This is a genomic window from Streptomyces sp. NPDC048436 (genome assembly GCF_043200355.1).
GTDB lineage: Bacteria > Actinomycetota > Actinomycetes > Streptomycetales > Streptomycetaceae > Streptomyces.
This window is the reverse complement of record NZ_JBICXP010000006.1, coordinates 184,152-202,985: the sequence shown is the minus strand read 5'-3', so window position 1 is coordinate 202,985 and position 18,834 is coordinate 184,152. Positions and strand designations below refer to the sequence as shown.

At 69.6% G+C, this 18,834-nt stretch carries 23 protein-coding genes; 8 read left to right on the top strand and 15 right to left on the bottom strand.

From position 1 onward, the window contains the following. Positions 1-32: 32 nt before the first annotated feature. Positions 33-374, top strand: a complete 342-nt coding sequence (locus ACGFX9_RS22265; RefSeq protein ID WP_393474540.1) for a hypothetical protein — start codon at positions 33-35, stop codon at positions 372-374. Between the two features lie 82 nt (positions 375-456). Here ACGFX9_RS22265 and argG read toward each other — a convergent pair whose 3' ends face one another. Further along, positions 457-1,905, bottom strand: coding sequence for an argininosuccinate synthase (gene argG, locus ACGFX9_RS22260; protein ID WP_393474537.1), 1,449 nt, complete (start codon positions 1,903-1,905; stop codon positions 457-459). Positions 1,906-2,042: 137 nt separating this feature from the next. Here argG and ACGFX9_RS22255 point away from each other — a divergent pair, with 137 nt between their 5' ends. Continuing rightward, positions 2,043-3,308: an APC family permease gene (locus ACGFX9_RS22255; protein ID WP_393474534.1), complete on the top strand. Its 1,266-nt coding sequence runs from the start codon at positions 2,043-2,045 to the stop codon at positions 3,306-3,308. Here ACGFX9_RS22255 and ACGFX9_RS22250 read toward each other — a convergent pair. After that, positions 3,295-3,975, bottom strand: a complete 681-nt coding sequence (locus ACGFX9_RS22250) for an alpha/beta hydrolase (RefSeq protein WP_393474531.1) — start codon at positions 3,973-3,975, stop codon at positions 3,295-3,297. The two genes, ACGFX9_RS22255 and ACGFX9_RS22250, sit on opposite strands and share 14 nt — an antisense overlap. A gap of 188 nt (positions 3,976-4,163) precedes the next feature. Here ACGFX9_RS22250 and ACGFX9_RS22245 point away from each other — a divergent pair, with 188 nt between their 5' ends. Continuing rightward, positions 4,164-4,637, top strand: coding sequence for a carboxymuconolactone decarboxylase family protein (locus ACGFX9_RS22245; protein ID WP_393474528.1), 474 nt, complete (start codon positions 4,164-4,166; stop codon positions 4,635-4,637). Between the two features lie 185 nt (positions 4,638-4,822). Then, positions 4,823-5,365, top strand: coding sequence for a DUF6328 family protein (locus tag ACGFX9_RS22240; protein ID WP_393474526.1), 543 nt, complete (start codon positions 4,823-4,825; stop codon positions 5,363-5,365). A 49-nt stretch (positions 5,366-5,414) separates the two neighbouring features. Here the strand turns inward: ACGFX9_RS22240 and ACGFX9_RS22235 are convergent, their stop codons facing one another. The 12 genes from ACGFX9_RS22235 to ACGFX9_RS22180 form a co-directional block, all read right to left on the bottom strand. Next, positions 5,415-5,678: a GlsB/YeaQ/YmgE family stress response membrane protein gene (locus ACGFX9_RS22235; RefSeq protein ID WP_393474523.1), complete on the bottom strand. Its 264-nt coding sequence runs from the start codon at positions 5,676-5,678 to the stop codon at positions 5,415-5,417. 179 nt (positions 5,679-5,857) lie between these two features. Then, positions 5,858-6,226: a hypothetical protein gene (locus ACGFX9_RS22230; protein WP_393474520.1), complete on the bottom strand. Its 369-nt coding sequence runs from the start codon at positions 6,224-6,226 to the stop codon at positions 5,858-5,860. 185 nt (positions 6,227-6,411) lie between these two features. Beyond that, positions 6,412-6,813: a gas vesicle protein K gene (locus ACGFX9_RS22225; protein ID WP_393474517.1), complete on the bottom strand. Its 402-nt coding sequence runs from the start codon at positions 6,811-6,813 to the stop codon at positions 6,412-6,414. A 14-nt stretch (positions 6,814-6,827) separates the two neighbouring features. Further along, complete coding sequence (locus ACGFX9_RS22220) at positions 6,828-7,040, bottom strand: gas vesicle protein (RefSeq protein WP_393474515.1); 213 nt, start codon at positions 7,038-7,040, stop codon at positions 6,828-6,830. Beyond that, the gene (locus ACGFX9_RS22215) at positions 7,040-7,906 is read right to left on the bottom strand and encodes a GvpL/GvpF family gas vesicle protein (RefSeq protein WP_393474512.1); all 867 of its coding nucleotides are present in this window, start codon (positions 7,904-7,906) and stop codon (positions 7,040-7,042) included. Before ACGFX9_RS22215 ends, ACGFX9_RS22220 begins: the two co-directional genes overlap by 1 nt. Further along, positions 7,903-8,301 carry a gas vesicle protein gene (locus tag ACGFX9_RS22210; protein ID WP_393474509.1) on the bottom strand — a complete coding sequence of 133 codons (399 nt, stop codon included), beginning with the start codon at positions 8,299-8,301 and terminating at the stop codon, positions 7,903-7,905. Before ACGFX9_RS22210 ends, ACGFX9_RS22215 begins: the two co-directional genes overlap by 4 nt. Positions 8,302-8,334: 33 nt before the next feature. Next, positions 8,335-9,582 carry an SRPBCC family protein gene (locus ACGFX9_RS22205; RefSeq protein ID WP_393474506.1) on the bottom strand — a complete coding sequence of 416 codons (1,248 nt, stop codon included), beginning with the start codon at positions 9,580-9,582 and terminating at the stop codon, positions 8,335-8,337. Next, on the bottom strand, positions 9,575-10,228 hold the full coding sequence (locus ACGFX9_RS22200; protein WP_393474504.1) for a hypothetical protein: 654 nt from the start codon (positions 10,226-10,228) through the stop codon (positions 9,575-9,577). Before ACGFX9_RS22200 ends, ACGFX9_RS22205 begins: the two co-directional genes overlap by 8 nt. Before the next feature lie 27 nt (positions 10,229-10,255). Next, entirely contained in the window at positions 10,256-10,513 is a 258-nt protein-coding gene (locus tag ACGFX9_RS22195; protein WP_393474502.1) for a gas vesicle protein GvpG, read from the bottom strand. A 35-nt stretch (positions 10,514-10,548) separates the two neighbouring features. Beyond that, complete coding sequence (locus ACGFX9_RS22190; RefSeq protein ID WP_393474501.1) at positions 10,549-11,262, bottom strand: GvpL/GvpF family gas vesicle protein; 714 nt, start codon at positions 11,260-11,262, stop codon at positions 10,549-10,551. Between the two features lie 3 nt (positions 11,263-11,265). Continuing rightward, complete coding sequence (locus ACGFX9_RS22185) at positions 11,266-11,703, bottom strand: gas vesicle structural protein GvpA (RefSeq protein WP_393474498.1); 438 nt, start codon at positions 11,701-11,703, stop codon at positions 11,266-11,268. Between the two features lie 95 nt (positions 11,704-11,798). Beyond that, positions 11,799-12,095, bottom strand: a complete 297-nt coding sequence (locus ACGFX9_RS22180; protein ID WP_393474495.1) for a gas vesicle protein — start codon at positions 12,093-12,095, stop codon at positions 11,799-11,801. Between the two features lie 234 nt (positions 12,096-12,329). Between ACGFX9_RS22180 and ACGFX9_RS22175 the strand changes: the two genes are divergently transcribed. Then, positions 12,330-12,734, top strand: coding sequence for a VOC family protein (locus ACGFX9_RS22175; protein WP_393474492.1), 405 nt, complete (start codon positions 12,330-12,332; stop codon positions 12,732-12,734). 63 nt (positions 12,735-12,797) lie between these two features. Here ACGFX9_RS22175 and ACGFX9_RS22170 read toward each other — a convergent pair whose 3' ends face one another. Then, positions 12,798-13,400: a flavodoxin family protein gene (locus tag ACGFX9_RS22170; protein WP_393474489.1), complete on the bottom strand. Its 603-nt coding sequence runs from the start codon at positions 13,398-13,400 to the stop codon at positions 12,798-12,800. A 239-nt stretch (positions 13,401-13,639) separates the two neighbouring features. On the opposite strand from ACGFX9_RS22170, the gene fdh reads away from it, so the two are divergent. Genes fdh through nrfD form a run of 3 tightly spaced genes read left to right on the top strand, consistent with a single transcriptional unit; the run spans position 13,640 to position 18,821 of the window. Next, positions 13,640-16,939: a formate dehydrogenase gene (gene fdh / locus ACGFX9_RS22165; RefSeq protein WP_393474486.1), complete on the top strand. Its 3,300-nt coding sequence runs from the start codon at positions 13,640-13,642 to the stop codon at positions 16,937-16,939. Further along, positions 16,936-17,871, top strand: a complete 936-nt coding sequence (locus ACGFX9_RS22160; RefSeq protein ID WP_393474483.1) for a 4Fe-4S dicluster domain-containing protein — start codon at positions 16,936-16,938, stop codon at positions 17,869-17,871. Before fdh ends, ACGFX9_RS22160 begins: the two co-directional genes overlap by 4 nt. Then, complete coding sequence (gene nrfD, locus ACGFX9_RS22155) at positions 17,868-18,821, top strand: NrfD/PsrC family molybdoenzyme membrane anchor subunit (protein WP_393474480.1); 954 nt, start codon at positions 17,868-17,870, stop codon at positions 18,819-18,821. Before ACGFX9_RS22160 ends, nrfD begins: the two co-directional genes overlap by 4 nt. Positions 18,822-18,834 lie beyond the last annotated feature (13 nt).

Sequence of the window (18,834 nt, the reverse complement as noted above, 5' to 3'; positions counted from 1 at the left end):
GGAAGCAGCGTGGGGGATCGCACGCGCCCCGCATGGAACCCGGCGAACCCGGCCGCGCGCCGCACGAGTCGCTCACCGGCGCCTCCTCCGGCCGTGCCACCGGTTCCGCCCTGCTTCCGCGGGAGGAACAGGACAAGCTCGGCACGCGGATGCAGGACGCCCTCAACAGCTTCGTCGACAGTCCGCGCCAGTCGGTGGAGGAGGCCGACGCGCTCTTCGACGACGCCGTCAGGCACCTGACCGAATCCCTCGCGGAGCAGCGCCGCAGCCTGCGCGCGACCTGGCAGGGCCAGGACACCGAAGCGCAGACCGAAGAACTCCGGCTCGCGCTGCGCCAGTACCGCGAAGCCACAGAGCGGCTGCTGCGCATCTAGTCCGAGATCGCACATCAGGCGGGCCCCGGCGGATCAGGATCCGCCGGGGCCCGCCCGGGTCGCGTACAGCCGCCGACCGATGTCAGTCCGTGCCGGACTCCATCGCGACGCGGTCCAGGAACGTCTCCTCGTCCGTGGCCTCGCCGCGCGAGGCGATCGCCTGGGCGCCGCCCTGGTCCATGGCGCCGATCAGCCCGGTCGAGGCCGCCTGCGCGGCTCCGATCGGCGTCGGGTGGCCGCCGCCGACCAGGCCGAGAGCCGCGTACTGCTCAAGGCGCGCACGGGAGTCGGCGATGTCCAGGTTCCGCATGGTGAGCTGGCCGATCCGGTCCACCGGACCGAACGCCGAGTCCTCGGTCCGCTCCATGGAGAGCTTGTCCGGGTGGTAGCTGAACGCGGGGCCCGTGGTGTCGAGGATCGAGTAGTCCTCGCCGCGCCGCAGCCGCACCGTCACCTCGCCGGTGACCGCCGCGCCGACCCAGCGCTGCAGCGACTCGCGGATCATCAGCGCCTGCGGGTCCAGCCAGCGGCCCTCGTACATCAGCCGGCCGAGGCGTCGGCCATCGTTGTGGTACGCGGCCAGGGTGTCCTCGTTGTGGATCGCGTTGACCAGGCGCTCGTAGGCGATGTGCAGGAGCGCCATACCGGGCGCCTCGTAGATGCCGCGGCTCTTGGCCTCGATGATCCGGTTCTCGATCTGGTCGGACATACCGAGGCCGTGCCGGCCGCCGATCGCGTTGGCCTCCATGACGAGGTCGACCGCGGAGGCGAACTCCTTGCCGTTGACCGTCACGGGGCGGCCCTGCTCGAAGCCGATCGTCACGTCCTCGGTGAGGATCTCCACCGCGGGGTCCCAGAACCGCACGCCCATGATCGGGTCGACGGTCTCGACGCCGGTGTCGAGGTGCTCAAGCGTCTTGGCCTCGTGCGTGGCGCCCCAGATGTTGGCGTCCGTGGAGTACGCCTTCTCCGTCGAGTCCCGGTAGGGCAGCTCGTGCGCGAGCAGCCACTCCGACATCTCCTTGCGGCCACCGAGCTCCGTGACGAAGTCCGCGTCGAGCCAGGGCTTGTAGATCCGCAGGTGCGGGTTGGCGAGCAGGCCGTAGCGGTAGAACCGCTCGATGTCGTTGCCCTTGAACGTGGAGCCGTCGCCCCAGATCTGCACCCCGTCCTCGAGCATGGCCCGCACCAGGAGCGTGCCGGTCACCGCTCGCCCCAGCGGCGTGGTGTTGAAGTACGGGCGCCCGCCGGACCTGATGTGGAAGGCGCCGCAGGCGAGCGCCGCGAGCCCTTCCTCGACCAGCGCGGCACGGCAGTCGACGAGCCGGGTGATCTCGGCGCCGTAGGCGGAGGCTCGACCGGGCACGGAGGCGATGTCGGGCTCGTCGTACTGGCCGATGTCGGCGGTGTACGTGCACGGCACGGCGCCCTTGTCGCGCATCCAGGCGACGGCGACGGAGGTGTCGAGCCCGCCGGAGAAGGCAATGCCGACGCGCTCGCCGGCGGGGAGGGAGGTGAGGACCTTGGACATAGGAAGAGTATGCAGCATCCCGCATGGTCATGCAACGTCGCGTGCCGGGCTGCTTGAATTCCCCCGTTTTTCGCGACTCGGCAATCGACTACCGTCTTCGCGAATCCGGGTCCGTTGTCGCCGCCGAGGAGCCACGCATGAGCACGCCCCCCGCCACCCCGGACCCTCCTCGCCTGGAGCGTCGGCTGGGGGTGACCGACGCCGTGGTCATCGGCCTCGGGTCGATGATCGGCGCGGGGATCTTCGCCGCGTTCGCCCCCGCCGCGCGCGCCGCGGGCTCGGGCCTGCTCGTGGGCCTCGCGCTCGCGGCGGTGGTCGCGTACTGCAACGCCACCTCCTCGGCCCGGCTCGCCGCCCGGTACCCCGCATCCGGCGGCACCTACGTCTACGGCCGCGAACGGCTCGGGGACTTCTGGGGGTATCTCGCGGGCTGGGGCTTCGTCATCGGCAAGACCGCGTCCTGCGCTGCCATGGCCCTCACCGCGGGGGCCTACGCCTGGCCCGGCCACGAACGCCCGGTGGCGATCGCCGCCGCACTCGCCCTGACCACCGTCAACTACTTCGGCGTCCAGAAGGCCGCCTGGCTGACCCGCGCCATCGTCGCGGTCGTCCTCGCCGTACTCGCCGCCGTCGTGGCGGCCTCCTTCGCCTCCGGTGAAACCGACGCCGCCCGGCTGGAGCCGGGGGGCGACGCTAGCGTGGGCGGCGTACTCCAGGCCGCCGGGCTGCTGTTCTTCGCCTTCGCCGGGTACGCGCGCATCGCCACGCTCGGCGAGGAGGTCCGCGACCCGCGGCGCACCATCCCCCGCGCGATCCCCCTCGCCCTCGGCATCACGCTGGTGGTGTACGCGGCCGTCGCCACCGCGGGCCTTGCCGTGCTCGGACCCGCCGGTCTGGCCGATGCCACCGCGCCGCTCGCTGACGCGGTGCGCCGGGCCGGAGTTCCCGCCCTGGCGCCGGTGGTGCGCGTCGGGGCCGCCGTCGCCGCGCTCGGTTCGCTGCTCGCGCTGATCCTCGGCATCTCGCGCACCACGCTCGCCATGGCCCGTGACCATCACCTGCCGCACGCGCTGGCCGCCGTCCACCCGCGCTTCAACGTCCCCCACCGGGCCGAACTCGCCGTCGGCGCGGCCGTGGTGGCCCTCGTCTCCTTCGCGGACCTGCGCGGCGCGATCGGTTTCTCCTCCTTCGGCGTACTCGCCTACTACGCCATCGCCAATGCCTCCGCGTGGACGCTGACGCCAGCCGAGGGCCGCCCGCCGCGCGCCGTCCCGGTCCTCGGCCTCGTTGGCTGCGTGCTGCTCGCCTTCAGCCTTCCGCCGGCCTCCGTCGCCCTCGGGGCCGCGGTCCTTGCAGCCGGCGCCCTCGTCCATCTCGTACGAAGGACCGTCAACTCGAGGTGAGGCAGTCGGCGACTTCGGCGGGGAGGGGCCCGAACCTCAGCAGTCCGCTCACCGTCTCGCCGGTCAGCCGGTGCCAGGCGCCCGCTCCCCGCAGCATGGCGTGATCACCGCCCGGCATGAGCAGCGCGCACGCCTCGGCGCCTGCTTCCGCTGCTCGGGCGGCGTACGCCAGGGAGGCGCCGGGGTCGGTCGTACGGTCCCGGTCACCGTGCAGCATGACCAGGCGTCGGCCGTTCAGCTGTGCGACCGGCTCTCCCTCGGGGCACCACGGGGCGAGCCCCACCACACCCCGCACCAGTGGATGCCCGGCGGCTCGCAGCGCCGCGCGACCGCCCATGGAGTGCCCGACCAGGACCGTGGGCACATCGCCGGCGCTTGAGGCCAGCTCGTCCAGGGCCCTCCACGCGTCCCGGAACGCGTCCTCACGTTCGCCGTTCCAACCACGGCAGCGGTAACGGACGCTGCCCATGAGGACTCCCCGGCCACGGCAGGACCGCTCGACGGCCCGGACGAACGGGCGCATGCGTACGCCGGGGAGGTTCCACGGAAGCGGCGCCTCCGTCCCCTCGGAGCGACCGCCGTGGAGGAAGAGCACGGCCGCGCGGGGTGACGCGACGCCGCGGTGCACCACGAGAGCCGGTCGGGGGCCGTCGTCCGGTGCGGGCACGCTGTCTCCTCTTCGCGGGGGTCTTCTTCGCGGGGGTCTTCGTCGACCGTTCAACGGCTGGGCCGCCATGTTTGTCCCCGTACGCAGGGGGTTCTGCGGGTCGAAAAAGTTTTCCGCCTTCCTGTCACAACTCCCCGAGCCGCTCCGTCAAGGAGGTGTAGACACCAGCAACGGCTTAGGAGATCACCATGGACGCTCGTCTGAACCTCTACGGCAACCCGCTCGCCGGCAAGTTCCTGCGCTACATCAACTCCGCGGGCAAGGCGATCTCGGACTCGACGCTGCCGCACGCCACGCAGGAACTGGTGAAGATCCGCGCCAGCCAGATCAACGGCTGCGGCTTCTGCACCGACATGCACACCAAGGACGCCACGCACGCCGGTGAGACCTCGACGCGCCTCAACCTGATCGCCGCCTGGCGCGAGGCCACGGTGTTCACCGACGCCGAGCGCGCCGCCCTGGAGCTGACGGAGCAGGGCACCCGCGTCGCCGACGCGGCCGGTGGGGTCACGGATGAGGCGTGGGCGAACGCCGCCAAGCACCACGACGAGGACCAGCTCGCCGCGCTTGTCTCGCTCGTCGCCCTCATCAACGCCTACAACCGCGTGAACGTCATCGTCCAGCAGCCCGCCGGCGACTACCAGCCGGGCCAGTTCGGATGACGAGATCCTGACGACAGCCGCAGGCCGTGGACTCACGGCCTGCGGCTGTCCTCGTCCAGCGGCGAGGCGGGTGTACGCGACGAGGTCGAATGTCGCGGACGGTAGAGCTCTCTCTTGCCGCTGACAACGAGCATGCCGTTGCGATGAGGGGGCATCCGGGGAAGGTGCGAGGAGAAGGAGCTGAGATGGTGTCAACCCCCGAGGTGAGCACGGCGACTTGCGCGTCCGGTGATGTCGCGGACGATCAGCCCGAGAGCCCGAGCGAACGCGTCAACCGGCGCTGGAACGAGATCCTTCAGGAGACGCGCGTCGCCCAGACAGGCGTGCAGGTGCTCTTCGGATTCCTGCTCAGCGTCGCGTTCACTCCCCTGTTCCGGGAGCTCGGTTCCTTCGACCGCGCCGTCTACATCGTGACCGTCGTCCTGGCCGCCTCCGCGACCGGAGCACTCATAGCGCCGGTGTCGATCCACCGCTTCCTCTCGGGACAGCGCATGAAGGACGAGATGGTCGAGGTCGCCGCGCGCCTCATGATGTGCGGTCTCGTCCTTCTCGCGCTGACGATCGGATGCACGCTGCTTCTCATCCTGCGCGTCGTCATGGTGGGCTGGCTCTCGGAGGTCCTCGCCGCGGGTGTCATGGCGTGGTTCGTGCTGTGCTGGTTCGTACTCCCGCTCGTTCTTCGACGCCGATCGGCCCGCCGGGACCGGGCCTTCTCGACCAGGACCTGAAGCGCTCCGTCAGCCGTCGGCGCCGAAGGACGCCACGGAACCCGTGGTGTCAGCGCCGCAACTTCACCTTGGAGAGCGCCGCGACACCCAGGGCGGCCAAGGCGATCTGGATGAGCCACTCCGCCCAGTCCACGCCGTCCGTGTCGGCCACATCGAGACCGGAGGCAATGGCGGTGCCGACCAAGGCCGCCGCGATGCCGACGACAATGGTCCAGAGGATCCCGATGCGCTGCCGCCCGGGGAGAGCCAGGCGCCCGAGTATCCCGATGACAGCTCCGATCAAGATGGCGCTGATCAGACCCGAAATCTCCATCTCTGCTCCTCAGTTCCGTTCCTCGGTCGTTTCATTTCGCGCTTACGAGTTCCCGGAACAGCCCTGGCCAATCCTTTACGCCCGGCTAACGCCCGGCTATCGAATACAGGCGTCAGGGAGAGGACTGAGCCCTCTCCCTGACGCCTGAACTGATTTGATTACGCGTTGTGCGGCGGGCGTCAGATGCGCCCATGTGTCAGCCGAGTCAGCGGGCCGCCCTGGACCTTCGCCGTGCGGCGCCCAGCGGTGAAAGAGGCGCCGACAATGCTGACCAGGCCCGCGGCCGCACCGGCGGCGATGGCCTTGCGGTTCTTCACCAGGGTCCAGCCGGCCACGGCGGTGGACGCCACCTTTCCGCCCGCCGACACCACGGTCTTGCCACCGCTCTCAAGACCCGATGCCGCCGCCTGCTTCGCACGCTGTGTCGCGACGCCGAACGACCGCGCCCCGGAATCGGCGGCGTTCGCCGCCTCCTCGGCGGAACTCTTCGCCTGTTCAGCGGCCTTCGCGGATTCCTGCTTGGCCTTCTGTGCGGTGCTCGTGTTCACCTTGCGTGCTCCTGTACTCGCGGTGGACCGCCCCTTGGCGGTGGTGGCCTTCGTGGAGCGCCGGGCTTTTCCGGCGCCGTCGTCAGAGTTACTTCTCTCTTCAGCCATAAAGTCCGTGTAGCCACTCAACGCCGCGTGAAACTTGGCGAGTTGGATTACTCGTCACGCACTCGTCACGAGTTCGATCATTCGTCGTCAACAGGCAGCAGAGAACCCAGCGGCCCCAGATCCAGATTCAGGTCGCTCATGGTCAGTCCATATCGTTCGCAGAGCTCGGACATGCGGTCCTGAAGAATCATGAGGGTCATTCCCACGCGTTCTTCCTGGTCTTCTCTGAGGTCCCCTTGGTCGACGCGGTGCATGGCGGTGCGTTCCATCAGTTGCCGCAGGAGTTCGACAATGGTCAGCACCAGTTTGATGAGGTCGCGCTCCACCGTTTCCGGGTCGGTCTTCAGGCGGCTCGCGATATCGCGCGGCGGCTTGTCGTCCGGCCCCGCGGGCACCAGGTCGAAGGCGCGCGCCGCCGCCTGCGCCACCTCGTCGAACCTGTCGGCCTTCGGTGGTTCAGCGGACTGGTCGTCGGTCATGTTGGCTCTCCTCCTCACCACGGCGCCGGGCTGTCGGGCGTGATCGAGTGGATCACCGCGCGCAGATTGATGCGGACCAGGTCCACGTCGGCCACGGACAGCACCAGGTCTCCGGTCAGGACCGCTCCCCCGTTCAACAGGCGGTCGAGGAGGTCGATGAGCGCGACCTGCCGGCCGGCAAGACCTTCCTCCTCCGCGAAACCGCCGCCCGCGAGATCGGTGTTCATCACGCGCCCCCGCTCGACGAAGACGAAGGCGTCGCGAAGGAGTACGGGGCCCATGGGCCGGTGACTTCGATGCGCACGCCGGGTGCGTCGGCCGGCAGGTCCGCCAGGATGGCGCGGAACTCGTCCTCGCGGTCGGCCGCCACCAAGTAGGCGTCGTTGGCGATGTTCTCGCCGGGGCCGGAGTCCGGACCGCCCTGCTGTGGCCGGTGCGCGACCCGGGCGCGGGCCAGTTCGGTGACACGGTCGACCACCTGGGCGGCCACCACCCCCGCCGCTCGGTACGCGTCGCGATGCGTACGCCTCTGCGCCCGGCGCCGCTGAAGATAGGCACGCCCCGGGCTGTCCGACGCTGCGTCGTCGACGGCGGGCTCGGCGGCGGCTTCACGCGCTTCCCGCGGGTCGGCGTACACCTTGACGCCGAGTTCGATGTGACCGTCGAGCCACGCCAGGAGTTCGGTGAACTCCCCCGCGCGCTCGCGGAGCATCGCCACGACCCCCGCGTCGTCGAGGTACACCGTGGCCAGCCGCATCGGGAGTACGCCCGTGCTCTCGTACGCGGTCTCCACCACGGCGTGGTGCCTGCGGACGGTCGCTTCGAGTTGGCTGAGGTCCTCCATCTGCGCCTGCATGCCCTCGGCGCCGTACATCGCCTCCGGCACGGTGGACACGAGCGCCGCGAGGCCGCCCTCCTCCACCGTTCGCACCTGCCCCTCTTCCAGCCCCGCCGCCTTGGCGGCGGCGGCGTCGAGGGGCGCGCCGGCCCGTCCGATGGCGTACACGTACGTGATCCCTGCCGTGCTGCCCCATGCGATGCGGGACTCGGCCACGGGGGACCTGTCGACCTCGGACGGGCCGTCGGCGCTCACTTCTTCTCCTTACTGTCCGCACTGTCCTCGACCGCGGCACGCAGTTCGGCGATCTCGGCACGCAGCCTGGAGTTCTCCGCCTCCACCTCGTCCCGTGCGGGCGCCGCCGGAGCGACTTGCCGGTCCGAGTGCGCCCGCGAGGACAGGGAGGGGTCGTGCTCCCACCAGTCGATCCCCATCTCCTTCGCCTTGTCCACGGAGGCGACGAGGAGCCGGATCTTGATGGTCAGGAGCTCGATGTCGAGGAGGTTGATCTGGATGTCACCCGCGATCACGACGCCCTTGTCCAGGACGCGTTCCAGGATGTCGGCCAAGTTGGCGGAGGACCCTTGCTGGGGGCCGTACCGGGACACCCCGGACGAGGGACCGACACGGCCGGCCAGTGAATCGGACATGTCTGATCACCCTTGTCTGCAGATCATGTGACGTCAGCGGCGGGCCGGGGCGGCACGCCGCCGGGAGCGCCGAGCCGGACGTTCGTCCTCGTCGTAGTGACCGTCGTCCTCTGCTTCGGGCTCGTCACGGCCGTCGGCCGCGGGCTCGTCCCGGTCCGGCTCGTCCCGGTCGGGTTCGTCGCCCTCGTCGTCCTCGTCGTAGAGGTCCTGCTTCTCCAGGTCCTCCTTCTCCTCGTCAGGAGCGGCCTCGTCGCGAGCGTCGTCGTACTCTTCGGCTTCTTCCGGCTCTTCCCGCTCTTCCGGCTCGTCCAGTTCGTCGCGCTCGTCCCGCTGGTCGTCCTCGTTCTCCTCGTTCTCCTCGTCCTCCTCCAGCTCACCCTCGGGTTCGTTCTCGTTCTCGTCCTCTACTTCGCCGTACTCGCCCTCGGCGCGCTCGCGCTCCTCCTCCTCGACGGCGTCGTCGTGTTCGACCACGACCTCGCCGTCCCGGATCTCGCCCCGCCAGCCGTCGGTGGCTTCGCCGCGCATCATGATGAACTTGCGGTAGAGCTTGAGGTCGAGCCGGGCCCGGCGGCCCTGCGCCCGCCAGATGTTGCCGGTCTTCTCGAACAGACCCTTGGGGAAGTACTCAAGGACCAGCAGGACCCGTGTCAGGTCACCGGTGAGGCGATGGAACGTCACCACACCCTTGACCGTTCCCTTGGCGCCCTCGGTGGTCCACGTGATCCGCTCGTCCGGCACCTGCTCGGTGACGTTCGCCTTCCAACTGCGCGTGGACTTGGCGACCTTCACCTTCCAGTTGCTGCTGGTGTCGTCCGACTTCTCGACGCTCACCACACCCTTGGAGAAGGTGCTGAACTCCTGGAACTGCGTCCACTGGTCGTAGGCCTCGCGCACCGGCACACCGACATCGATGTCCTCGACGATGGTCACGCTCTTGGACTTGCCGCCGCCGCTCTTGCGTCCCTTCCCGAACATTCCCTTGACCTTGTTCTTCAGGGTGTCCTTGAGGTGCGAGGTTCCGGCGGCGAAGGCCGCCTGCCCGGGCGACTTGCCCTCGCTGAGTGCCTGGCCGCCCTTCGTGAGGCCCTTCACCAGGCCGCCCGCGCCCTGTCCCGGTTCGCCGAGCTTCGCGACGCTGTCGCCCAGCCTGGCTCCCAGGTTGGTGACGGCGTGCTGTGCGCGAGCCGTGAGGTAGTTCTGGAACTCCTCCTTCAGCTGCTCGGCAGCCGGGCTCTTGGTCACCTCGTTCTTCATGCTCCCGAGTGCGGAGTCAGGCATTGCGGCCCCCTCGGTTCGAAGCGGCACGCGTGGCCTTCGTCGCCGTCCTGCCCGCCCCCGAAGTGGCCTTCTTGGCGCTCGAGGTGGTCTTGCGCGACGCCGAGTTGGCGCTCTTGGCACCCGAAGCGGCCCGGCCTGCACCGGAGGCCGCCTTGCCGCCGGCCGACCCGGCCGACTTGGCCGACTTGGTGGCCGTCTTGGCGGGCGCCCTTGCCGCCGCCTTGCGGCGCGGTGCGGGCTCCTCGTCGCTGTCGCGGCTGTCGGCGCCGGATTCCCTGGCCCCGCCCTCGCCGTCGTCACCCTCGTCTTCCTCGTCGTCGAATCGCTCCTCGCGGCCCTTGCCGCGGTCCGGGTCGTCGAGGTCCCGGGTCCGTTCACTGAGCGAGTCGGCCAGACCCGACATGCGGTTGGTCGCGGCCGAGACGGCCGCGGACTTCGTCGCGTCCACAAGTTCCTTGCGGACCTGGCTGTTGAGCGACCCGAGAACCGGGGAATTGCTGACGAGCTGTCCCAGCTGCTTGGGATCCAGATTCAGTTTCTTGCCCGCCAGGAACATGCCGAGGCCTATGGCCATCTTGGCTTTCTTGGTACGTCCCAGCAGATAGCCCCCTACAAGGGCCACGCCTATCTTGCCGTTGGTCATCATCTTTCGAACACCTCAATCTCCCGATCATCAAGATTCGGCCTGGAGACGGCGCTGATGGGCTTCGAGCCACTCCAGCCTGTCCAGCAGTTCGTCCTCACGCCGGTCGAATTCCTCCTCCTCGATACGTCCTGCCAGCAAGTCCCTCTCAAGTTCCGCGAGTTCCTCGCGCACCGGCCCGGGGTCGTAGTACTCGCGCTCGGCGGTGACCACCACCTGGTCGAGCACCCACGCCGCACCGCGCACCGGAGCGAAGGGCAGAGTCACGATGTGAGTGATCAGACCCATGGCTTGTCTCCGCTCTGTGAGGCGACAGTGACCGCTCAGACGAAGCTGTAGGGCGGCAGCGGGCCGTTGACGTTGAGGGTGTAGGCCTCGCCGCGCTCCTCGGCAAGTTCGTGCAGGGCCTGCGAGAACGCCGCCGCCTCTGCCCGCTTGACCAGGAACGACACATTGAGGAAGTGGTCCTTGGTCGGCTGGGACACGACGGTGCGCACCGCGCTGGGCGCAAGGCGCTCCACGAGCGACTGGCCGTCGGATTCCTCGCGCGCGGAGACCTCCTGCGCGATCAGCTCGCCGAGAGCGACCTTCTCGTCCTGGGCCCCGGGGTTCTGCCGGGTGAGTTCGTTGAGCCTGCGGACCTCGGCGGACTCCTCGACGATCTCGTGCAGCAGGTCGTCCTCGTCCCTGCTCGCCTTCAGATTGAACTCGAGGCAGCCGTCGACCTCTCCCAGCCGGGCGATGTAGGCGTCCTGCTGCTCGTCGAGCACGACCTGCACCTGGTTGTCGTCGCTGCCCACCAGGCCGAAGCGCATCGGCAGGGCCGAACCGTCGGCCATCAGGCGTTCCAGGACGCTCTGGTGGGCGACAAGATCACGCCGCTTGGCCCGCAGTCCTTCCGGCACGTCACTGACCACGGCGGTCAGCGCTTGCGTACGCACGGTGCGCAGTTCGGTGGGCGGTTCGCCCACTCCCTTGAGTCCGCCCAGTTCCATCGGGTGATCGGCTGCTGTGATGGCGTATATGTACGTGGGCACTGCCTACTCCTCTCGGCTGCGGGACGGACGGCGGCTGCTGGACGACGACTTGCGCGCCGGACGCTCTTCCTTCTCGGGTTCCTCACGGCCTCGCTGGAGAGAGTCGCTGAACGCCTCGACGGCGCCGGTCAGCGCTCCTTTCGACTTCCCTTTGGCGCCGCCTTCCGTCACCTCGCCGACCAGGTCGGTGAGTTGACTGGGCGCCTTGCGTCCCGATTCGAGGTCGAGGCGGTTGCACGCCTCGGCGAACCGCAGGTACGTGTCGACGCTGGCCACCACGACACGGACATCGATCTTGAGGATCTCGATGCCGACGAGGGACACCCGCACGAAGGCGTCAATGACGAGTCCTCGGTCGAGTATCAGCTCCAGGACGTCGTAGAGATTTCCGGAGCCACCTCCACTGCCGCCCGAGGAGCTGGGTTGCTGAACAATGCTCACGGTTGACCTTCCTTCCGTTTCTGCGGACACCGGTGGTCCGGCGGAGGCACCTGGCGCGCCGCGCCGTGCCGTCGCAGCCGTTCCACCTGGCCGGCTCATCGATCGATTTGTCCCCTTGTGTACCGGCGAATCCGCTCATAGCTCATCAGTTGACCTTCGGTGTCCAGCTGTACGCGGTAGGACGCCATCACACTCGTGGTGTCAGGGACCCGTTCGATTTCGACCACTTCCACGTCGGCGTACCAGCCCTCGTCCGTCGTCTTCAGGGCGGACACCGAGTCGGGCTCGCACTGCAGCAAGGCGACGAGCTGCTCCATGGCGCTTCGCATCGCCTCGGGAGCGGTCATCCGCTCTCTCTTGCTCTTCTCGCCCGTGGGCTCAGATGTCGGCATGATCCCGTCCGTCGAATATCGAGGGAGATTCCCGTCCCTGGTCTCCGCCAGCTGGTCACGCTTGGGTCAACTGGCTCGGTCAGGGACCCGGGTGCCCGGGAGCGCGGGACCTATGCATCGCGAATCCGCCCGGCCCACGCGGTGGATCCGGAGCCGGACGCACCGCGTTTGCGGCCCGGGGCCGGGGACACTCGGTGTCCCAATATCGGCGAGGCGGGCCTCATAGGAGGAGCCATGGGCAGTCTGGTACAGGCAGCGGCGATCGTGCTCGACTGTTCGAATCCTGAGGAACTCTCGGAGTTCTACCGCGAGTTCCTCGACGGATCGGTTTCCGATGACGCGTCGGTCAACCGCATCGACATCGAGACGGCCACCGGTTTCCGGATCGCCTTCAGGCGTGATCTCAACGCCACGCCGGGCAGCTGGCCACGGCCCGACGACTCCATGCAGATCCACATCGACTTCCTGGCGCCCATGGAGGACATGGACGAGCTGGAACGGCGGTTGATCGGCCAAGGCGCCTTGCCTGTCGACGCGTCCGCCAAACGCAGCCCCAACGAGACGCGCCGCTACGCCGATCCGGCCGGCCATGTCTTCACGGTCCGCGCCTCGCTGCGCCAGAGCCCGAAGACTGACTGAGCGCGGGCCCGGCCGTCGACCGGCCGGGCCCGCGCGATGCCAAGTGTGCAAGCGCCCAGGTGCTCAGGCACCCGGGTAGGAGGAGTCGGCCAGGGTGCGGGCCAGATGCGCGGCGTTGACCGCCAGCGTCCGGGTCGTCGAGGCGACCGCCTCCGGGGTGCCGTCCAGGTCCTGGTAGTCGGTGCCCTGCTGAGCCTCGCCCACCCAGTAGGTGACCGCTCCGGGCGGAAGCGTGAAGCCCAGGTCGTTGAGCCCCTGGAAGAGCCCGGCACTCACATGGTGCGCGCCGTCCTCGTTGCCGACGACCGCGACCGCCGCCACCTTGTCGTAGGGCAGCTGTCGCCCCTGTTCGTCGGTCTCCGAGATGTCCGCGTTCAGCCGCTCGAGGACACGCTGGCAGACGCTGGAGGGATGGCCGAGCCAGATGGGGGTGGCCAGCAGCAGGATGTCCGCCGCGAGGACCTTCTCGCGCAGCTGCGGCCAGGCGTCCGTCCCGCCCATGTCCTGTGACACACCAGGCCGTACGTCGAGATCGACCACCCGGACGGCCTCACCCTTGACGCCCAGGGACGACAGTTGGGCGAGCACCTGGTCGGCGAGGAGCTGGCTGCTGGACGGCTCGGGGGACGGCGTGAGCGTACAGACGAGGGCGAGCGCGCTTGTCATGGTGGAACTCCTATTCCGCTGGACGGGCATACGGCCCCCCGTGTCCCCCGTGGGCGGATGGGCATTCACCGGCTCCCGGATCTCACGAGTGGCAGGCGGCCTCACAAGGACAGAGGCTCTGTTGGTACGAGGTGTCGCCGCGGCGCCATCGGGTACTGCGCCCTCAGCCTCCGACGCGGGACGTCAGGCGCAGGACGGGAAGGAGCCGCAGCCGTGGCCATGAGCGAGTTGGAGGAGCGATGGACGCCCGTAAGCTGATCCGCCGCTGGCCCGCCTACCGCCAGCTCACCGGCTCCGACCCGCTGGGGCGGGGGCGGGCCGCCATGTCGCCCCACACCGAGGGGCTGCGCCCGCGCACCGACTCCGCCGACCGGGTGGTCAAGTCCGTCTGCCCGTACTGCGCCGTCGGCTGCGGCCAGGACGTCTACGTCAAGGACGACCGGGTGGTGCAGATCGAGGGCGACCCCGACTCCCCCGTGAGCCGCGGCAGGCTGTGCCCCAAAGGCTCGGCGACGCTCCAGCTGACCACCGGCTCCGGCCGCCGTCATCAGGTCCTCTACCGGCGGCCGTACGCGAGCGACTGGGAGCCGCTGGACCTGGAGACGGCGATGGACATGGTCGCCGACCGGGTCGTCGAGACCCGGCGCCGTACGTGGGAGTGGGAGCACGAGGGGCTGCGCACGGCCCGCACCCTGGGCATCGCGAGTCTCGGCGGCGCCACCCTCGACAACGAGGAGAACTACCTGATCAAGAAGCTCCTGACCGGGCTCGGCGTGGTCCAGGTGGAGAACCAGGCACGGGTCTGCCACAGCTCCACCGTCGCCGGGCTCGGCGCGTCCTTCGGCCGTGGTGGCGCCACGACGTTCATGCAGGATCTGCAGCACTCCGACTGCATCGTCATCCAGGGCTCGAACTTCGCCGAGGCGCACCCCGTGGGCTTCCAGTGGGTGATGGAGGCCAAGGCGCGCGGCGCCCGCATCATCCACGTAGATCCGAGGTTCACGCGCACCAGCGCGCTGGCGGACCTGCACGTGCCCATCCGGGCGGGCAGCGACATCGCTTTCCTCGGCGGGATCATCAACCACGTCCTGACCGAGGAGAAGGACTTCCGGGAGTACGTCCTCGCGTACACGAACGCCGCCACGCTCGTAGCTGAGGACTTCCGCGACACGGAGGACCTGGACGGCGTGTTCTCCGGCCTCGACGAGGAACGGCACCACTACGACCCGGCGAGCTGGCAGTACGAGGGCGCGGAGGTGCAGCAGCCGACCGGCGACGTCGACGAGCAGTACGAGCGCCGCGTCGAGGACACCGAGGACACAGAAGGCGCCCAGGACACCGAGGCGCAGGCGAAGGTCCACGGAGCGGGCGGCGCCGAGACACACGGCTCGGGCGGCCCCCAGGCGCACACCCCTCCGGCCCGCGACGAGACCCTCCGGCATCCGCGCTGCGTCTATCAGATCCTCAGGCGGCACTACTCCCGGTACACGCCCGAGCTGGTCGAGCAGACCTGCGGGGTGCCGCGCGAGACGTTCCTTGAGGTGTGCGAGGCGCTCACCGCCAACTCGGGCCGGGAGCGCACGAGCGCCTTCGCCTACGCGGTGGGCTGGACGCAGCACTCGGTGGGTTCGCAGTACATCCGCGCGGCGAGCGTGCTGCAACTGCTTCTCGGCAATATCGGGCGTCCGGGCGGCGGCATCCAGGCGCTGCGCGGGCATGCCTCCATCCAGGGATCGAGCGACATCCCGACCCTGTTCAATCTGCTGCCCGGCTATCTGCCGATGCCGCACGCGCACGCCCATGAGGACTTGGACGCGTTCGTCGCGGCGAGCCGCACGGACAAGGGCTTCTGGGGCGAGATGCGCTCCTACTTCGTCAGCCTGCTCAAGGCGTACTACGGCGACGCGGCCACCGCCGACAACGACTTCTGCTTCGACCACCTGCCGCGCCTGACCGGTTCGCACAGTACGTACGACACGGTCCTTGCCCAGCTCGACGGCGTCTGCAAGGGCTACTTCCTGATGGGCGAGAACCCCGCGGTGGGCTCCGCCAACACACGCCTGCAGCGCCTGGGCATGGCCGAGTTGGAGTGGCTGGTCGTGCGGGACTTCTCGCTGATCGAGTCGGCGACGTGGTGGCAGGACGGGCCGGAGACCGAGACCGGTGAGATGCGCAGCGAGGACATCGGCACCGAGGTCTTCTTCTTCCCGGCGGCCTCGCACACGGAGAAGTCCGGCTCGTTCACCAACACCAACCGCTGGGTCCAGTGGCACCACGCGGCGGTCGAGCCGGAAGGCGACGCGCGCAGCGACCTCTGGTTCATGTACCACCTGGGCCGGCGCATCAAGGAGAAGCTGGCCTCGTCCACCGACCCGATGGACCGGCCTGTGCAGGATCTCACCTGGGACTACCCGGTGGACGGCCTTCTGCGTGAGCCGGTCTCGGCGGCTGTGCTCGCCGAGATCAACGGCCATGGCGAGGACGGCCAACCTCTGTCCGCCTACACCGAGTTGAAGGATGACGGGTCGACGCGCTGCGGCTGCTGGATCTACTGCGGTGTCTTCGCCGACGGCGTGAACCAGGCCGCCCGGCGCAAGCCGGGCACCGAACAGGACTGGGTGGCCGCGGAGTGGGCCTGGGCGTGGCCCGCCAACCGGCGCATCCTCTACAACCGCGCGTCGGCCGCCCCCGACGGCACGCCCTGGAGCGGGCGCAAGTCGTACGTGTGGTGGGACGAGGCCGAGCGGAAGTGGACCGGGCACGACGTCCCGGACTTCGTGCCCGACCGCGCCCCCGACTACGTACCGCCAAAAGACGCCAAGGGTCCGGACGCCCTGCGCGGCGACGATCCGTTCATCATGCAGGCCGACGGAAAGGGCTGGCTGTACGCGCCGGCGGGCCTCACGGACGGGCCGCTTCCCACGCACTACGAGCCGCAGGACTCGCCCTTCACCAACCTCCTCTACCCCGCCCAGTCCCGCTCCCCGGCGCGCCAGTTGTACGCGCGGGAGGGCAACCGATATCACCCGAGCGGTGACGAGGCGGGCGCCGGTGTCTATCCGTACGTCGTCACCACGCATCGGCTGACCGAACACTTCACCGCGGGCGGGATGAGCCGCTGGTCGTCGTATCTCTCCGAGCTGCAACCGGAGTTCTTCTGCGAACTGTCGCCGCAGCTGGCCGCCGAGCGCGGTCTTGAGCACGGCGGCTGGGCGACGATCATCACCGCGCGCAACGCCGTCGAGGCGCGGGTCATGGTGACCGAGCGGCTGAAACCGCTGACCGTGCACGGCCGTACGGTCCATCAGATCGGGCTGCCCTTCCACTGGGGCCCGAACGGAGTCGTCAAGGGTGACGCCGCGAACGAGCTGGTCGCCATCGCGCTCGACCCCAACTCCCATATCCAGGAGGACAAGGCGCTGACGGCCGACATCATCCCGGGCCGCCGCCCCCGCGGCCCCGAGCTGCACCGGCTCGTCGCCGGCCATCGCCGCAGGGCAGGCATCACGGACTCGACGGGAACGGAGACCAAGCAGTGAGCGAGAACCTGCTCAGCGGCCCCGAACGGGACCCGGCGCGCGACGCGGGACACGAGGACGCGCCGCCGCGCGTGGGGTTCTTCACCGACACCTCCGTCTGCATCGGCTGCAAGGCCTGCGAGGTGGCCTGCAAGGAGTGGAACGCGATCCCGGAGGACGGTCTTTCGCTGAGCGGGATGAGTTACGACAACACGCAGGGCCTCGGCGCTTCCAGCTGGCGGCATGTGGCGTTCATCGAGCAGCCCGCGGTTGCGGTTCCGGCTGCTGAAGGCCGCACCGAACTCCCGTTGTTGGATGCCCCGTTGCTGGACGCCCCGGCGCAGTCGGCCGGGGAAACCACGGGCAAGGACATGCGGTGGCTGATGTCGTCCGACGTGTGCAAGCACTGCACGCACGCCGCCTGCCTGGACGTGTGCCCCACGGGGTCGCTCTTCCGCACCGAGTTCGGGACGGTCGTGGTCCAGGAGGACATCTGCAACGGCTGCGGGTACTGCGTGCCCGCCTGCCCCTACGGCGTCATCGAGCAACGTCCTTCCGACGGGCGGGCGTTCAAGTGCACCATGTGCTACGACCGGCTCGGCGCCGGGCAGGAACCGGCCTGCGCCAAGGCGTGTCCGACCGAGTCCATCCAGTTCGGGCCGCTGGACGAGCTGCGGGAGCGCGCGGCGCTGCGGGTGGACCAGTTGCACGAGGCGGGAGTGAGCGAGGCACGGCTGTACGGCCACGATCCGGATGACGGGGTCGGCGGCGACGGAGCCTTCTTCCTGCTCCTTGACCGGCCCGAGGTGTACGGGCTGCCGCCCGACCCGGTCGTCACCACCCGGGATCTGCCCGCCATGTGGAAACACGCGGGGCTCGCCGCCCTGTCCCTGGCAGGCGGCTTCGCCCTCTCCTTCGCACTTCCGGCAGCCCGGGGAAAGGTCCGGCGATGAGCACCGACGGAACACGACGGCGCGGGCGCCGTGGCGAGGAACTCATGGTCCCGCGGGCCGAGTTCGACTCGTACTACGGGAAGCCCATCATCAAGCCGCCGTCCTGGGCCGCACGGGACATCGCCGGATACTTCTTCCTCGGCGGGCTCGCGGGGGCGGGCTCCGTCCTGGCCGCCGGTGCCCAGCTCACCGGGCGTCCGAAGACGGCCACCGCGCTGAAGGTGTCCTCTCTCGCCTCGGTCTCGCTGTCGGCCGCCGCACTGGTCAACGACCTGGGCATGCCGAGCCGGTTCCCGAACATGCTGCGGGTCATCAAACCCACCTCACCCATGAGCGTCGGCTCCTGGCTCCTGAGCGCCTACGGTCCCGCCGCGGGCGCCGCCGCCCTGTGCGCGGTCACCGGCCGGCTGCCCCGTGTGGGGGCCGCCGCCACCGCGGGCGCCGCGCTCCTCGGCCCGCCGCTGGCCACGTACACGGCGGTACTCGCGGCGAACACCGCGGTGCCCGCCTGGCACGGCGCGCACCGTCAACTCCCTTACCTGTTCGGCGCGTCGGCGACCGCGGCAGCGGCGGGCATGGCCCTGGCGCTCGGCCCGACCCGGGAGAACTCCCCGGCGAGGTGCGCGGCAGTCCTCGGCGCCGTCGCCGAGCAGGTTGCCACCAGGGCGGCGGAGCATGAGCTCGGCATGGTGGCCGAGACGTACCGGAAGGGCCGCGCGGGCCGTCTGATGCGCTGGGCCAAGGCGCTGACCGTGGCGGGAGCGGCGGGCGCCGTGCTCCTCGGCCACCGCAGCCGTCCGGTGGCCGTCGCGTCCGGTGTGGCTCTGCTCGCCGGGTCCGTCTGTACCCGCTTCGGGGTCTTCGCCGCGGGGATCGCGTCCGCCGAAGACCCCCGGTACACGGTGGTGCCGCAGCGGGCGTCGGCCGCCGCGGCTACCGCCGACGGCTGACGGCGAGCCGCCG

Excerpts from the sequence above, each read along its gene's own strand:
- ACGFX9_RS22265 (WP_393474540.1), top strand. The coding sequence starts at position 33 with ATGGAACCCGGCGAACCCGGCCGCGCGCCGCACGAGTCGCTCACCGGC.
- argG (WP_393474537.1), bottom strand. The coding sequence starts at position 1,905 with ATGTCCAAGGTCCTCACCTCCCTCCCCGCCGGCGAGCGCGTCGGCATT.
- ACGFX9_RS22255 (WP_393474534.1), top strand. The coding sequence starts at position 2,043 with ATGAGCACGCCCCCCGCCACCCCGGACCCTCCTCGCCTGGAGCGTCGG.
- ACGFX9_RS22245 (WP_393474528.1), top strand. The coding sequence starts at position 4,164 with ATGGACGCTCGTCTGAACCTCTACGGCAACCCGCTCGCCGGCAAGTTC.
- ACGFX9_RS22240 (WP_393474526.1), top strand. The coding sequence starts at position 4,823 with ATGGTGTCAACCCCCGAGGTGAGCACGGCGACTTGCGCGTCCGGTGAT.
- ACGFX9_RS22235 (WP_393474523.1), bottom strand. The coding sequence starts at position 5,678 with ATGGAGATTTCGGGTCTGATCAGCGCCATCTTGATCGGAGCTGTCATC.
- ACGFX9_RS22225 (WP_393474517.1), bottom strand. The coding sequence starts at position 6,813 with ATGACCGACGACCAGTCCGCTGAACCACCGAAGGCCGACAGGTTCGAC.
- ACGFX9_RS22220 (WP_393474515.1), bottom strand. The coding sequence starts at position 7,040 with ATGAACACCGATCTCGCGGGCGGCGGTTTCGCGGAGGAGGAAGGTCTT.
- ACGFX9_RS22210 (WP_393474509.1), bottom strand. The coding sequence starts at position 8,301 with ATGTCCGATTCACTGGCCGGCCGTGTCGGTCCCTCGTCCGGGGTGTCC.
- ACGFX9_RS22205 (WP_393474506.1), bottom strand. The coding sequence starts at position 9,582 with ATGCCTGACTCCGCACTCGGGAGCATGAAGAACGAGGTGACCAAGAGC.
- ACGFX9_RS22200 (WP_393474504.1), bottom strand. The coding sequence starts at position 10,228 with ATGATGACCAACGGCAAGATAGGCGTGGCCCTTGTAGGGGGCTATCTG.
- ACGFX9_RS22195 (WP_393474502.1), bottom strand. The coding sequence starts at position 10,513 with ATGGGTCTGATCACTCACATCGTGACTCTGCCCTTCGCTCCGGTGCGC.
- ACGFX9_RS22180 (WP_393474495.1), bottom strand. The coding sequence starts at position 12,095 with ATGCCGACATCTGAGCCCACGGGCGAGAAGAGCAAGAGAGAGCGGATG.
- ACGFX9_RS22175 (WP_393474492.1), top strand. The coding sequence starts at position 12,330 with ATGGGCAGTCTGGTACAGGCAGCGGCGATCGTGCTCGACTGTTCGAAT.
- ACGFX9_RS22170 (WP_393474489.1), bottom strand. The coding sequence starts at position 13,400 with ATGACAAGCGCGCTCGCCCTCGTCTGTACGCTCACGCCGTCCCCCGAG.
- fdh (WP_393474486.1), top strand. The coding sequence starts at position 13,640 with ATGGACGCCCGTAAGCTGATCCGCCGCTGGCCCGCCTACCGCCAGCTC.
- nrfD (WP_393474480.1), top strand. The coding sequence starts at position 17,868 with ATGAGCACCGACGGAACACGACGGCGCGGGCGCCGTGGCGAGGAACTC.